Origin of the sequence: Rubrivirga aquatilis (assembly GCF_046845665.1) — a bacterium.
Taxonomy (GTDB): Bacteria; Bacteroidota; Rhodothermia; order Rhodothermales; family Rubricoccaceae; genus Rubrivirga.
On the sequence record NZ_CP177355.1, the window covers coordinates 1,415,360 to 1,429,528 of the forward strand.

Annotated in this window: 10 protein-coding genes and 1 tRNA gene; 5 read left to right on the forward strand and 6 right to left on the reverse strand. The window is 74.5% G+C overall.

Annotation, left to right across the window (positions count from 1 at the left end; genetic code table 11):
- Positions 1–3: 3 nt before the first annotated feature.
- The 5 genes from ACLII4_RS06190 to ACLII4_RS06210 all read right to left on the reverse strand — a co-directional run bounded on the left by ACLII4_RS06190 (position 4) and on the right by ACLII4_RS06210 (position 5,658).
- Positions 4–603 carry a hypothetical protein gene (locus ACLII4_RS06190; RefSeq protein ID WP_412070026.1) on the reverse strand — a complete coding sequence of 200 codons (600 nt, stop codon included), beginning with the start codon at positions 601–603 and terminating at the stop codon, positions 4–6.
- 65 nt (positions 604–668) lie between these two features.
- A complete protein-coding gene (locus ACLII4_RS06195) occupies positions 669–3,077 on the reverse strand; it encodes an ABC transporter permease (protein WP_412070027.1) in 2,409 nt (802 codons plus the stop codon).
- Between the two features lie 41 nt (positions 3,078–3,118).
- A complete protein-coding gene (locus tag ACLII4_RS06200; RefSeq protein ID WP_412070028.1) occupies positions 3,119–3,865 on the reverse strand; it encodes an ABC transporter ATP-binding protein in 747 nt (248 codons plus the stop codon).
- Between the two features lie 20 nt (positions 3,866–3,885).
- Positions 3,886–4,329, reverse strand: a complete 444-nt coding sequence (locus tag ACLII4_RS06205; RefSeq protein WP_412070029.1) for a hypothetical protein — start codon at positions 4,327–4,329, stop codon at positions 3,886–3,888.
- A gap of 18 nt (positions 4,330–4,347) precedes the next feature.
- Positions 4,348–5,658 carry an efflux RND transporter periplasmic adaptor subunit gene (locus tag ACLII4_RS06210; protein ID WP_412070030.1) on the reverse strand — a complete coding sequence of 437 codons (1,311 nt, stop codon included), beginning with the start codon at positions 5,656–5,658 and terminating at the stop codon, positions 4,348–4,350.
- A gap of 315 nt (positions 5,659–5,973) precedes the next feature.
- Between ACLII4_RS06210 and ACLII4_RS06215 the strand changes: the two genes are divergently transcribed.
- Positions 5,974–7,377, forward strand: a complete 1,404-nt coding sequence (locus ACLII4_RS06215; protein ID WP_412070031.1) for a sigma-54-dependent transcriptional regulator — start codon at positions 5,974–5,976, stop codon at positions 7,375–7,377.
- Complete coding sequence (locus ACLII4_RS06220; protein ID WP_412070032.1) at positions 7,374–8,738, forward strand: sensor histidine kinase; 1,365 nt, start codon at positions 7,374–7,376, stop codon at positions 8,736–8,738. Before ACLII4_RS06215 ends, ACLII4_RS06220 begins: the two co-directional genes overlap by 4 nt.
- Before the next feature lie 20 nt (positions 8,739–8,758).
- On the opposite strand, the gene ACLII4_RS06225 is transcribed toward ACLII4_RS06220, so the two are convergent.
- Complete coding sequence (locus tag ACLII4_RS06225; protein ID WP_412070033.1) at positions 8,759–10,039, reverse strand: M24 family metallopeptidase; 1,281 nt, start codon at positions 10,037–10,039, stop codon at positions 8,759–8,761.
- Between the two features lie 148 nt (positions 10,040–10,187).
- Between ACLII4_RS06225 and ACLII4_RS06230 the strand changes: the two genes are divergently transcribed.
- From ACLII4_RS06230 to ACLII4_RS06240, 3 genes are all read left to right on the forward strand, one after another.
- A complete protein-coding gene (locus ACLII4_RS06230; RefSeq protein ID WP_412070034.1) occupies positions 10,188–13,475 on the forward strand; it encodes an amidohydrolase family protein in 3,288 nt (1,095 codons plus the stop codon).
- A 174-nt stretch (positions 13,476–13,649) separates the two neighbouring features.
- A tRNA-Ser gene (locus ACLII4_RS06235) sits at positions 13,650–13,738 on the forward strand.
- 106 nt (positions 13,739–13,844) lie between these two features.
- On the forward strand, positions 13,845–14,147 hold the full coding sequence (locus ACLII4_RS06240; protein ID WP_412070035.1) for a hypothetical protein: 303 nt from the start codon (positions 13,845–13,847) through the stop codon (positions 14,145–14,147).
- Positions 14,148–14,169 lie beyond the last annotated feature (22 nt).

The window sequence follows — 14,169 nt, forward strand, 5'->3', positions numbered from 1 at the left end:
CGTCTACTGGGCGTGGAGCGTGGTCTGCGCGTCGGCCAGCGGGGCGAGGAGGGCCGCCGTCGCGGGCGCCGCCTTCCAGTCCGCCCACGCGGACACGGAGTCGAACCCGAAGGTGGCCTCAACGCGGGCCCGCTCGCCCTGGGAGGTGGCCTCGAGCCCGACCAGCGCCCCGTCGTCGGCGAGGCGGACGAGCACGGCGTCGAGGCGGTCGGTGGGGACCGTGGCGTGGATGGTGTACCGGGCCATCGACAAGGAGCGGGTGTCGCGGAGGTCGACGTTCTCGCCGGGGTCCCAGAGGGGCGAGACGGTGTCGGGGCGCGGCTGGCGCTGCATCGCGTCGCGGCGGTGCTCGCGCCAGCGCTGGTTGGCGGTCGCCATCTGGGAGACGACGTGCGTCGGGACGTCGCCGGCGGACAAGGGGCGGAGCGACCACGCGCCAGAGTCGCCGAGGACGACGACGGCGGCGGGCTCCCCGCCGTGCGGCGTGGCGGTGGCCGAGGACATCCGGACGCCGCTGTCGGTCTTGGACAGGACGACGGTCTGGGCGACGGCGGGCGCCGCACACGCGAGGGCGAGGAGGAGGGGGAGGATGCGGAGGGTCATGGGAGGGAGGGTGGGTAGTGAAACAGGGGGTGGGGACGGGAAGGAGGGAGGGTCTCGCCGCTGCACTACTCGGTGCGCAAGGCGGTCGTCGGCGAGATGCGCGCGGCGCGCGCGGCCTGGACGCCGACGACGGCGAGCGCCAGCAGGGCCGTCAGGGCGATGGCCCCGACGAAGAGGAGGGGCGAGAGGGGCGCGCGGTAGGCGAACCCCTCCAGCCAGGTCCGGACGGCGAGCACGGCGGCGGGGACGGCGACGACGGCCGCGAGCGCCAGCAGCACGGCGTACTCGCGCGAGAGCAGGGCGACGACCTGCCCCACGGACGCGCCGAGCGCCCGGCGGACGCCGATCTCCTTGGTCCGCCGCTGCGCCGTGTACGCCGCCAGCCCGACGAGCCCGAGGCACGCCACGATGACGGCGACGAGCGCGAAGCCGCCGAGCACGCCCGCCAGCCGGCGCTCGGACGCGTACATCTCGGCGACCGTGTCGGCGAGCGGAGCCGGCTCGAAGGGCTGGTCGGTGCCGAGGCGGTCCCAGCCCTGGCGGAGCGCGGCGAGCCCCTCGGCCTGGCGGCCGGGCTCGAAGCGGACGAGGACGGACCGGTACGACTTGGGGTAACCCCACGCCGCGTTGTCGGCCGCCTCGTGGATCGCGGCCGGCTCGACGGCCGTGCGCCACGACTCGAACCGGAAGTCGCGGGCGACGCCGACGACCTCGAGCTCGGCGTTCGCCTCGATCGTCCGCCCGATCGCGGCCTCGGCCGAGGGCCAGCCCATCGCGTCGACGAACGCCTCGTTGACGACCGTGGCCGCCTCGCCGTCGAGGACGGGGCGCCCGGCGACGAGGTCGAGCCCGAGCACGTCGGTGTAGCCGGCTTCGGCGTCGAGGTTGGCGTACATGATGAACTCGTCCGGCCGGTCGTCACCCAGGGGGATGGAGAACCGGCAGCAGACGGCGCCCGGGTACGAGGTCGCCGTCGTGGCCGCGGCGACGTGGGGGCTCTGGCGGACCACGTCGAACGCGGCCTCCCACGGGACGCCCGGGCCCCGGTCGGGCTTGAGGGGGATGGCCACGACGCCCTCGGCCTCGAAGCCCAGGTCCGCCTCGCTCGCGTAGTCCACCTGGCGCAGGACGGAGCCGGTCGCGGCGATGAGTCCGATGGCGACGGCGAACTGGACGGCCACGAGCCCGCGCCGGAGGGTATTGCGCGAGGGCTTCCCGCTCCGCGACGAGGCGCCCCGGAGCACGGACGCGGGGTCCAGCCGCGCGAGCCCGGCGGCGGGGTACGCGCCGGCCAGCAGCCCCACGACGACCGACGCCGCCAGCACGGCGATCACGAACGGCGCGTCGAGGTCGGCCGCCCGGAGGTCGGTCCCGAACCCGGCGTTAAAGGCCGGGACCGCGAGCGCGGCGACGACGAGGGCCGCCAGACCGGACAGGACGGTCAGCACGACGGCCTCGGCCAGGAACTGCGCGGCGACGGCTCCGCGCCCGGCGCCGAGCGCCTTCCGGACGCCGACCTCGCGGGAGCGCCGCGCCGCCCGCGCCGTCGCCAGGTTGACGTAGTTGATCAATCCCAAAAGCAGAACGAGCGCCGCCGCCGCGGAGAACAGGGCGAGGTAGGCCGGGTCGCCCAGAAAGCCGTCGGCCCGGTTCAGCTCCGAAAGCCGGTAGTAGATGAGCGGCACGGCGAAGTAGCGCTCCGGGTCGTGCCCGGCGTCGAGCGCGGCCTGGGTGCGGGGGGCGACGGCGGCGGCCATCTGGGTGTCGAAGGCGGCGGTCGTGGTGCCGGGCGTCAAGCGGGCGGCCGTCTGCCACTTCCGCATGCCCCAGCTGTCCGGCGCGCGGTCCGACTCGGACAGCTCGGCCGTCGGCAGGAGCACCTCGAACCGGACGCTCGACGTCCGGGGCGGGTCGGCCACGACGGCGGCGACCTCCACGTCCTGGGTGTCGCGCTGGGCCTCGGCGCGGAACGGCTGGCCGAGCGCGCCCGCGACGCTCCCGAAGAGCCGCCGCGCGCCGCTCTCGCTCAGGACGGCCTGGCCCGGGCCCGCGAGCGCGGCCGCCGGGTCTCCGGCGACGGCCGGGAAGTCGAACACGTCGAAAAAGTCGGCCGAGGCGAACATCACGTCGGCCTCGTCGATGCGCTCGCCCGGCCGCAAGATCGGCGTCGTGCTGGCCCGCATCGACATGACCGTGGCGGCCTCGACGCCCGGCGCCGTCGCCGCGGCGAGGTGGACGGGGTACGACGAGGACACGCTCTGGTCGACTTCCTGCCCGAGCCGGCTCTCGACGCCGACGAGCACGAGCCGGTCGGCGTTGTGGTGGAAGCGGTCGAACGAGAGCTCGGCGCGGGCGAACAGGGCGATCAGCGCGCAGCACGCCAAGGCGACCGTCAGGCCGACGCCGTTGAGGGCGGCGTAGCCGGCGTCGCGGCGGAGCGCGCGGAGGGCGATTCGGAGGTGGTGGATCCACATGGGAGAGGAGGGCAGGAGGGGAGCGGCTGGCGAGCGGCGATCTAGAGCAGGGCGGGGGCGAGGGTCGACGCCAGCAGGCCGCCCTCCCGGGCCGCCAGGTGCTCGCTCACCACGCGCCCGTCGAACAGGTTGACGACGCGCTGGGCGTACTCGGCGTCGGACGGCGAGTGCGTCACCATCACGATCGTGGTGCCGGCCGCGTTGAGCTCCGCCAGCAGGTCCATCACGCCCTGGCCATTCGCCGAGTCGAGGTTGCCGGTCGGCTCGTCGGCGAGGAGGAGGGGCGGGCCGGCGACGACGGCGCGCGCGACGGCCACGCGCTGCTGCTGGCCGCCCGAGAGCTGGGCCGGGTAGTGGCCCCGGCGGTGCGCCATCCCGACCCGGTCGAGCGCGGCCTCGGTCCGCGCCCGGCGCTCGGCCTTGGACGCGCCGAGGTAGAGGAGCGGGAGCGCCACGTTCTCGGCGACCGTCAGGTCGTCGATGAGGTTGAAGCTCTGGAACACGAACCCGATGCGGCCGCGCCGGACCGCCGCGCGCTGGCGCTCGGGCAAGCTTCCGACCTCCTCGCCCGCCAGCTGGTACGAGCCCGACGTCGGCCGGTCGAGCAGGCCGAGCAGGTTCAGCAGCGTCGACTTGCCGCAGCCCGACGGGCCCATCACGGCGACGAACTCGCCGGGCTCGATGGTCAGCGAGACGCCGCTGAGCGCGGCCGTCTCGACCTCGTCGGTGGCGTAGACCTTCCGGAGGTCGTGGATGGCGATGGCGGGGGGCACAGGGTTCTGAGGCATGGGGAGCGGGGTCGGAGGGGCTACTGGGAGTCGGGGCGGACGCGGCGGAAGGTCACCGGCCCGCTCGCCGAGGCGTCGAGCGGGGTGACGACGAGCTCGCGGCCGGCGCCGGAGAGTCGGGCGGTGAAGGCCTGAGGCGCTTCGCTGCCCAGGTCGTCGGGCGTCGTCACGAACCGGAGGGAGCCGTCCGCGGCGACGGTGCCGCGCAGCGCGCCCTCCGTCGTCTGCTCGACGCGGACGCTCGACGCGCCCTCGAACGCGAGCGTGGTCACGCGCCGGCTGCGCCCCTCCGCCTCGGCGCCGTCGAGGCGGACCACGAGGGTCTGGGCGGTCTGGGTGACCGGCTCGTCGGCGGCGGCCGGTGGCCGGGATGTGACGGCGCGCCAGGTGCCGGCGAGGGCATCGTCGGGGGTCGGTGTGGCCGGCGCCAGCAGGGCGAGCAGCGAGACGAGGAGGACACGCATGGGAAGGGGAGGAGGGGGCTACTGGAGGACGAGGATGGCGGCGTCGCCGAAGGGGGCGGTGGCCGAGGTCACGACGCGCTCGCCCGGCGCCAGCCCGTCGAGCACCTCGACGTGGGTGGGCGACTGGCGGCCGAGCGTGACCACGCGGCGGCGCGCGGTCCGGCCGTCGGGGGCGAGCACGAACAGGCCGTCGGCGGCGGACCGGGTGTAGCGGCCGGCGGGAATCAGGAGCGCCGGCTCGGGGGCGCCGAGCTCGATCCGCACGCGGACCGACTGGCCCCGGCGGAGCGCGGGCGGCGCGGGCCCGTCGAAGACGAGCTCGGCCTCGAAGCGGCCGGCGGCGACCTCGGGGTACACCGTCCGCACGCGCAGGGCGTACGTGACGCCGTCGACGGTCGCCGTGCCGGGCTGGCCCGGCGCGACGCGCGCGAGGTAGTGCTCGGCGATGGAGGCGCGGAGCTTGGTCTCGGCGAGCACGTCGACCTGCCCGAGGCGGGCGCCACGGGGCTTGAGCTCGCCGACCTCGGCCTCGAGCGCCGAGAACTGGCCGTCGACGGGCGCGCGGACGACTAGGTCGGAGGTCGTGCTGCGGACGAGCGAGAGGTTCTGGCGCAACCGGCCGACGCTCGCTTCCATGTCGCGGAGCTGGGCGGTCCGCTGGGCGCCGTCGTGGTGGCGGGCGGCGGCCGTCAGGTCGCGCTCGCGGAGGGCCAGGGCGCGGCGGCGCTGGGCGTACGCGAGCTCGCCGGCGAGCGCGTCGAGGTCCTGGGTCGCCGTCGCGCCGCGCTCGACGAGCCCGGCCGTCCGGTCGCGCTCGCGCGTCAGCCGGGCGATCTCGTAGTCGAGCTCGGCGAGCGTCCGGTCGACGGCGAGGGCCGCTTGCGCGCCCTCGGTCGCCGTCTTGTCGAGCGCGAGCCGGTTCTGGCGGAGCGCCGCCGCCTGCTCTTCGAGCTGGGCCTCTTGCGAGACCACCTGCAGCGCCACCTCGTCGTTTTGCAACACGAACAGCGGCTGCCCCGCGCGGACGGTGTCGCCCTCGTCGACGAGCCGCCGCGCGACCTGCCCCCCGACGACGGCGTCCAAGAAGACGGTCCGCAGCGGGCGGACCGTCGCGAGTGCCGAGACGTGCTCCTGGAACGGTCCCTCCTCAGCCGTCGCCAGCGTCAGGCTCGCACCGTCGACGCGGACCGTCTGCTCGCCGGTCGGCCAGGCGAAAACGACCAGGGCGACGACCGCGACCAGGGCGAGGGCGAGCCCGACGCGGCGCGGGGTGACCCGGCGCCGCGCGCGGCGGCGGTCGATCCCCTCGCCAGTGGACGCGTCGGACACGGGACGAGCCAGGACCGACGGCGCGTCGAGGCGGCGATCGCTGCCATTCGTCGGGGCGGGGGGGGAAATGGTGGGCATGGGGGGCGGGGTCTGCCGGGGGACTTCCAATCCCTGTGCCCACGCACCGACCCGTCCCTGACGCCCTCGAGGGGCGGATGCCAGCCGCCGCGGTGTGCGCTGGCGCACAGTCGGCGCGCGCTGGCGCACACTCCGGAGGCGCTCGACCGGTCCCCACGGAGCGGGGTGGAGCCCCGGCCCCGCGCGTGCGACCTTTGCGGGGGGAGCGCCCGTCCTCCCGTCGTCTCCCCGATTCCTGTGCCCTCTGCTCCCTCCGACCGCTCTGCCGGTGCTCCGCGACCTGCGGTTCTCGTCGTCGACGACAACGAGGACGTGCTCACAGCCGTCCGCCTGCTGCTCCGGCGCGTCGCCCCGACGGTCCACACCGCCACGCGGCCCGACGCGCTCCCGACGCTGCTCCGCGAGCAGGCCTACGACTGCGTCGTGCTCGACATGAACTTCGCCCGCGACGCGTCGAGCGGGCGCGAGGGGCTCGACTGGCTCCAGAAGATCCACCACTTGGATCCCGCCGCCGTCGTGGTCATGATCACGGGCTACGGCGACGTAGACCTCGCCGTCCGCGCCATGAAGCATGGGGCATCGGACTTCGTGACGAAGCCCTGGGACAACGCCCGGCTCGTCGAGGCCGTCGAAGCGGCGATCCGCCTGCGCGCCGAGCGCGAGCGGGCCCCCGCCCCGCGGGCGCCTGCCCCGCAAACATCGGAGACGCCCGGGCTGGCGGGCGTGCTCGGCGCGAGCCCGGCCATGCAGGCCGTCGCCGACGTCGTCCGCCGCGTCGCCCCGACCGACGCGAACGTGCTGGTGCTGGGCGAGAACGGGACGGGCAAGGAGCTGGTCGCCCAGGCCGTCCACGCGCTGAGCGGGCGCGCGAGCGGGCCGTTCGTGCCGGTCGACCTGGGCGCGATCCCGGCCGGCCTGTTCGAATCCGAGCTGTTCGGCCACCGCCGGGGCGCCTTCACCGGCGCCGAGGCCGACCGCGTCGGGACCGTCGAGGCCGCCGACGGCGGGACGCTGTTTCTGGACGAGATCGGGAACGCGGACGCGGCCGGGCAGGCCAAGCTGCTGGCCGTCCTTCAGCGGCGCCAGGTCGTCCGCGTTGGCGAGAGCGAGGGGCGACCGGTCGACATCCGGGTCGTGAGCGCGACGAACGCGCCGCTCGGCCAGTGGGTCGGCGAGGGCCGCTTCCGCCAGGACCTGCTGTACCGCCTCAACACCGTCGAGGTGCGCCTGCCGCCGCTGCGCGAGCGCGGCGCCGACCTCGACCTGCTGGCGGACCACTTCCTGGGCGACTACGCCGCCCGCTACGGCCGCGAGCTGGCGGGCTTCTCCGACGGCGCGCGTGCCTCCATGCGCGGCTATCACTGGCCCGGCAACGTCCGCGAGCTACGGCACACCGTCGAGCGCGCCGTGATCCTGACCGACGGCGACCGGGTGACCGAGGCCGACCTCCGGTTCTCGGCAGTCGACGCGCCGCCGGCCGACCCCGGCCTGGGCGTCGACTCACTCGACCTGGAGGACATCGAGCGCGCGGCGGTCCGCCGGGCCTTGTCGATGCACGGCGGCAACGTGACGCGCGCGGCGAACGAGCTGGGGCTCACGCGGAAGTCGCTGTACCGGCGCATCGAGAAATACGGGCTGTGAGCGGGCACGCCCAGCGCTCGGCGCTCGCCCGGACATGGCGGCGGCACCGCGGCTCGGTCGCGGCGTGGGCCGTGGCGGTCGCCGTCTCGGCCGGTGCGGCCGGCGCGCTCGCCGTCGCGGCCGCCCGCCGAGGCGAGATGTGGTGGGTGGCCGTCGCGGTCGCGGCAGGCGCTGCCGGGTGGGGGATCGTCCGGCTGGTCCGTGCCGCCCAACGCCCGGCCCGCGACCTGACGCGATTCCTGGAAGGCATCCGCTACGACGACGCCTCGGTCCGCATCCCGACGGGCGGCGGCGGGGCGCTGCGTGAGGAGCTGGCGGCGGCGTTCGCGGACGTGGGCGCGGCATTCGAACAGGTCCGCGCCGAGCGCGAGGAGCAGGCGGCGTACCTCGAAGCGGTCGTCCGCCACGTCGGCGTGGCCCTCGTGGCATTTCGCGACGACGGCGCCGTGACGCTCTTCAACCCCGCCGCCGGGCGCGCCCTCGGGGTGGCCCGCCCGCGCACGCTCGACGCACTCGCCCAGCGCGCGCCCGCCGCCGCGCAAGCGCTCGTCGGCTTGCGGGCGGGCTCGCGAGCGCTCGTCCGCCTGGAGCACGACGCCGGGACGCAGGAGCTGGTCGCCTACGCCACCCAGTTCGCGCTCGGCGGACGGACGCACACACTCGCGTCGCTCCAAGACATCCGCGCCGAGCTGGAGGCGCGCGAGCTGGACGCCTGGGAGCGCCTGACGCGCGTGCTCACGCACGAGATCACCAACTCCGTCGCCCCCATCGCCTCGCTGGCCGGGACCGCGCGCGGGCTGGCCGACGAGGGCGACCTCGCCGCCGTCGACGAAGCGCTGGAGACCATCGAGCGGCGGAGCCGGGGGCTTGTCTCGTTTGTTGAGGCGTACAGGACGCTCGCGGGCGTCCCCCAGCCGTCGCCGCGCGTCGTCTCGGCCGCCGACCTCGCGGGCCGCGTGGCGACCCTCTTTCGGACGACGGCCGCCGAGCGCGGCGTGACGGTCTCGGTCGCCGTCGAGCCCGCGCGGCTCGAGATGGTGGTCGACCCCGACCTCGTTGAGCAGGCGCTCGTCAACGTGGTCTTGAACGCCATCGAGGCGACGGGCGCGGCGGGCGGCGGCACGGTCGCCATCCGCGTGTCGACGGGGCCCGGTGGGCGGCCCGTCGTTGCGGTCGCCGACGACGGGCCCGGGATCGAGGCGGACGTGCTGGAGCGCGTGGCCGTCCCCTTTTTCTCGACGAAGCCGGGCGGCAGCGGGATCGGGCTGGCGCTCGCGCGGCGCGTGGTCCGCCTCCACGGCGGCGAGCTGGCCGTCGCCTCGGAGCCCGGCGCCGGGGCGACGGTCGAGCTGCGGTTCTGAGCCTAGAAGCCGACCCGCCTTCAGCGCGACGGAATCAGGATGAGGTCCTCCTGGGGCGGCGTCAGCCACTCGGCGCCGGTCTCGGTGATGACGACCATCTCCTCGACCGAGATCGTCTTGGTATCGTCGCCGTCGAGCGCCCACGTGTGAAAGCCGTCGAAGGCGAACGTCATGCCCGGGCGGAGCGTCGCGAGCTGGCGGCCGGACGGCGTGCGGCCGGCTTGCCCGCCGCCCAGGCTCGGGCCGGAGTCGTGGGCCCAGTAGCCGACGGGGTGGCCGGTGCTCCACATCACCGGGAGCGACCCGTTCTCGGCCATCACCGCCCGCTGCGCGCGGTCCACGTCGACACCGCGGGCGCCGGGGCGCATGGCGGCGAAGGCGGCCTGGCGCCCGCGCGTCGCGGCCTCCCATTTTTCGAGGGCGTCGGCGGGTGCCTCCGTCTCGCCGGGCGCGAGCACATACGCGAAGCGCTGGATGTCGGTGACCAGGTTGCCGACGCGGATGCCGAAGTCGGTCTGGATAAAGTCGCCGGGCTGGATGACGCGGTCCGTCGGGTGCGAGTGGCCGCGGTCCCGGCCGGAGTTGACGGCGGGGTTCTGGTCGGGCGCCCACCCGTCGCCGACGCCCGCCTCCGCCATCCGGGCCTCCAGGAAGTCCGCGATGTCGCGGTCCGTCGTGACGCCCGGGACGGCGGCGGCGTACGCCTCGACCTGCCACTGCGCCGTGAGGGCGGCGGCCTCGCGCAGGATCTGGACCTCGGCGGGCGTCTTGATCGAGAGCCACTCCGACACCAGCGTCTCGGACGACTCGGTCCGCGCCATCCAGTCGCCGAGCCCGGCCTGCATCCGCTCGTACTGGGTCGAGGACAGGCCGTCCGAGATGGGCCCGCCACCGCGGTTGATGGCGACCGCTTGCGGGTCGTGCCGCTCGAACAAGGCGACGACGGACGGCCAGACCTGCTCGCCGCGCGGGATCTCGATCACCTCGTCGTGCCGCTCTAGCTCCGCCAGCGCGGTCGCCTCGCCGGCGGGCGAGATGGCGACGGGGGAGAGGCCGTCGGCGGTGCGGAAAAACAGGAAGGCCGCCTCGCCGCCCGCGTTCTCGCACCCGACGTGCCCCGCGAGCGGGTCGTTGTCGTTCTCGCGGCACACGATCAGCCAGGCGTCGACGCCCGCGCGGTCCATGGCGTCGGGCAGCAGCGTCGCGATGCGCTCGGCGCGGATGGCCGGCCACGGGTCGGCGGGCTGGGCCTCGGCGCCAGCGGTGAGGATCAGGAGGGCGAGGAGGGTCAGGGTGCGCATGGGGACGAGGGGGCGGGCTGCGAACCTACCGCGCGCCGACCGGCGGTGGTTACTTGGAGGCCTCGCAGCATCGCCCGCCTGCTGGCGCAAGCCCCCCGCTAGAGACAGCTTGCGCTCCTGCGCTCTTCTCGACCCACCGCCACCGCCCGTGCTCCGCCCTCTCTCGCTCCTCGCCCTGCTGGCGCTCCTCGCCGGCCCCGTCGCCGCGCAGCACCCGGACCCCAACCCGTCGCCGGTCGCGCCGCCCGACACGACGGCCGAGGTGTCCGAGGGCTGGGACGTCTCCGCCGCGCACGGCCCGACCCAGACCGTCCGGTTTACGACGACCGAGGGCACGTGGATGAACCTCGACGTGAGCCCCGACGGGCGCACGATCGCGTTCGACCTGCTCGGCGACCTCTACCTGCTGCCCATCGAGGGCGGCACGGCCCGGCGGATCACCTCGGGCCCGGCCTTCGACCTCCAGCCCCGGTTCTCGCCCGACGGCTCGCGGCTCTCGTTCACCTCCGACCGCGCCGGCGGCGACAACATCTGGACCATGGCCGTCGACGGGACGGACGCGCAGCAGGTCACGAAAGAGGACTTCCGGCTCCTCAACAACGCCGTCTGGACGCCCGACGGCGAGTACCTCGTCGCCCGCAAGCACTTCACGTCGGGCCGCTCGCTCGGCGCGGGCGAGATGTGGATGGTCCACCGCTCCGGCGGCGCCGGCCTCCAGCTGACCGAGCGCCGCAACGACCAGCAGGACGCGGGCGAGCCGGCGCTCTCGCCCGACGGCCGGTACCTCTACTTCTCCGAGGACCTCACGCCCGGCCCCAACTTCGAGTACAACAAGGACCCGAACGCGGGCATCTACGCCATCCGCCGCCTCGACCGCGAGACGGGCGACCTCGACACCATCCTCCGCGGCCCCGGCGGCGCGGCGCGCCCCCAGCCCTCGCCCGACGGCCGCCACCTCGCCTTCGTCCGCAGGGTGCGCGACGAGACGGCGCTCTTCCTCTACGACACCGAGACCGGCGCCGAGACGCCGCTCACGGGCGGGCTCAGCCGCGACCAGCAGGAGACGTGGGCCATCTTCGGGGTGTACCCCAACTACGCCTGGCTCCCGGACGGCAGCGCCCTCGTGATCTGGGCGCAGGGCGGCCTGCACCGCGTCGACGCCCGGACGGGCGCGATGACGGCGATCCCGTTCACGGCCGAGGTCGAGCAGACCGTCACCGAGGCGGTCCGCAGCGAGCGGCCGGCGGCGACCGACCGGTTCACGGTGCGCATGATCCGCGACGCGGCGACTTCGCCCGACGGCCGAACGCTCGTCTTCAGCGCGCTCGGCCACCTGTGGCAGAAGCGCGGCGACGCGAGCCCGACCCGGCTCACTTCCGACGCCCACTTCGAATACGACCCCGCGTTCTCGCCCGACGGCCGAACGGTCGTCTACACGACGTGGAGCGACGACGACTTGGGCGCCGTCCGTGCGCTCGACCTCGCGTCGGCCCGCTCGCGCATCCTCACCACGCGGCCCGGCCACTACCAGACGCCCCGGTTTTCGAATGACGGGATGCAGGTGGTCTACCAGCGCGGCGGCGGGAGCGGCCTGCGCGGCGGCCTGCACACGCTGGACACCGGCCTCTGGGTGATGGGCGCCGACGGCTCCGGCGCGCGGCTCGTCACCGAGGACGGCCGCGACCCCGTGTTCTCGAGCGACGGCTCGCGCCTCGTCTACCTCACCGGCGGCGGACTCAGCAAGGAGGTCAAGAGCGTCGACGTCGACGGGAGCGACTGCCGACCGAATGAGTGCGGCGAGCGGACACACTTTACGCTCGCGTACGCGACCGACGTGGTGCCCAGCCCCGACGGGCGGCACGTGGCATTCGTGGAGGCCTTCAACGTCTACGTCGCCCCGTTCCCGCAGACCGGCGGGGCCGTCGCGCTGAGCAAAGACACCAAGGCGATCCCGGTCGCCCGCGTGAGCCGCGACGCGGGGACGGACTTGCACTGGACCGACGCGACGACGCTCCGCTGGCTCATCGGTGACGAGGTCTTTACGCGGTCGCTCGACGACGCCTTCGCCTTCCGCGCGGATGCCCCCGACGACCTGCCCGAGCCGGACTCGACCGGCACGCCGATTGGGCTCGTCGTGGACCACGCCCGGCCCGAGGGCACCGTCGCCTTCGTCGGCGCGCGCGTGATCACGATGGACGGCGACCGCGTGATCGAGGACGGGACCGTCGTCGTGCGCGGCAACCGGATCGTGGCCGTCGGCCCGCGCGCCGACGTCGCCGTGCCGGCGGGCGCCGAGACGATCGACGTGGCCGGGAAGACCATCATGCCCGGCCTCGTGGACGTCCACGCGCACGCGGGCCACTTTGGGGGCGGGCCGCTGCCCCAGGCGAATTGGAACTACTACGCGAACCTCGCCTTCGGCGTGACGACCATGCACGACCCGTCGGCCTCGACGGAGCTGGTCTTCAGCCTGTCCGAGATGGTGAAGGCGGGCGAGATCGTGGGCCCCCGCGTGTTCTCGACGGGCTCCATCCTCTACGGCGCCGACGGCGACATCCGGGTCCAGATCAACTCGCTCGACGACGCGCGGAGCCACCTCCGCCGCCTCCAGGCCGTGGGCGCCTTCTCGGTCAAGAGCTACAACCAGCCGCGCCGCGAGCAGCGCCAGCAGATCCTCGCGGCCGCCCGCGAGCTCGACATGCTGGTGATGCCCGAGGGCGGCTCGACGTTCTTCCACAACGTCAACATGGTGGTCGACGGGCACACGGGCATCGAGCATGCGGTCTCGGTGGCGCCCCTGTACAACGACGTGCTGACGCTGTGGGGCGAGACGAACGTCGGCTACACGCCGACGCTCGTGGTCGGCTACGGCGGGCTGTGGGGCGAGAACTACTGGTACGCCGAGTCGGACGTGTGGGAAAACGAGCGGCTGCTCCGGTTCACGCCGCGCGGCCAGGTCGACGCGCGGTCGCGCCGCCGGGTGACCGCCCCGGCCTCGGAGTGGTGGCACATCACGCTGGCGGAGGCCGCCGACGATCTCCGCGCGCGGGGCGTGCCGGTCTACCTCGGCGCGCACGGCCAGCTCCAGGGGCTCGGCGCGCAGTGGGAGCTGTGGAGCCTTGGGCAGGGCGGCATGACACCGCTCCAGACCATCCGCGCGGCCACGCTCGACGGCGCCGCGTATCTCGGCATGGCCGGCGACCTCGGGTCCATCGAGACCGGCAAGCTGGCGGACCTCCTGGTCCTCGACGGCAACCCGCTCGACGACCTCCGGCAGACGGCCGCCATCCGCTACACGGTCGTCGACGGCCGCGTCTTCGAGGCCGAGACGATGGACCAGATCTGGCCCGCCGCCGTCCCGCGCCCGACGTTCTGGTTCGAGCGCCCGGGTGCCAGCGACGCCATTCTGTGGCAGACCGGGCACGGGGATGACTAGAGGAGGGGTGGCCGGCTCCGACCCTCTATGCGCCGGGGCAGACGGGCGGGTTGCCCCGGTCCTCTTCCGCCATCACCCCTGGCCCCCTCGCTCACGGGCATTTCGATTGCCCGCCTACTCGCGGCGCTTCTATCTTCGCGACCCGGCCTCGGTCCTCACGGACCCAGCCCCACTGGAGAGGTGGGTGAGTGGCTGAAACCACCGCTTTGCTAAAGCGGCGTGCCTGGAAACGGGTACCGGGGGTTCGAATCCCCCCCTCTCCGCACGACGCGCCCCGTCGGCCCCGGCCGGCGGGGCGTTTTCGGGGGCCGCCCCGAGGGGATCCGGCCGGCGCCGCCGGCGTCGGAGCGGGCCCGTTACCCTCTTGCCATGCCGCGCACCGCTCTCGCCACCCTGTCCCTGATCGCGGCTCTGCTGACCGGCTGCGAGGGCGAGACCCGCCGCGAGGTCCAGGACGACGGTACCGTCCAGACCGACTTCGAAGTGGGCCTCGACGACGAGGTCGATGCTCGGGAGGCGCTCTCCGATGTGGGCGAGGAACTTGAGGGGGCGGGCGAGACGCTCCGCGACGCGGCCCGCGAGGCCGGCGCCGAGGTCGAGGCGGCCGTCAACGAGGCCGGCGACGCCATCGACCGGAACGTCGACCTCGGCGACGACGCCGAGGACATGTAGGGGCGAGGGCGCGCCGGTGCTC

Excerpts from the sequence above, each read along its gene's own strand:
- ACLII4_RS06200 (WP_412070028.1), bottom strand. The coding sequence starts at position 3,865 with ATGCCTCAGAACCCTGTGCCCCCCGCCATCGCCATCCACGACCTCCGG.
- ACLII4_RS06240 (WP_412070035.1), top strand. The coding sequence starts at position 13,845 with ATGCCGCGCACCGCTCTCGCCACCCTGTCCCTGATCGCGGCTCTGCTG.
- ACLII4_RS06195 (WP_412070027.1), bottom strand. The coding sequence starts at position 3,077 with ATGTGGATCCACCACCTCCGAATCGCCCTCCGCGCGCTCCGCCGCGAC.
- ACLII4_RS06190 (WP_412070026.1), bottom strand. The coding sequence starts at position 603 with ATGACCCTCCGCATCCTCCCCCTCCTCCTCGCCCTCGCGTGTGCGGCG.
- ACLII4_RS06225 (WP_412070033.1), bottom strand. The coding sequence starts at position 10,039 with ATGCGCACCCTGACCCTCCTCGCCCTCCTGATCCTCACCGCTGGCGCC.
- ACLII4_RS06205 (WP_412070029.1), bottom strand. The coding sequence starts at position 4,329 with ATGCGTGTCCTCCTCGTCTCGCTGCTCGCCCTGCTGGCGCCGGCCACA.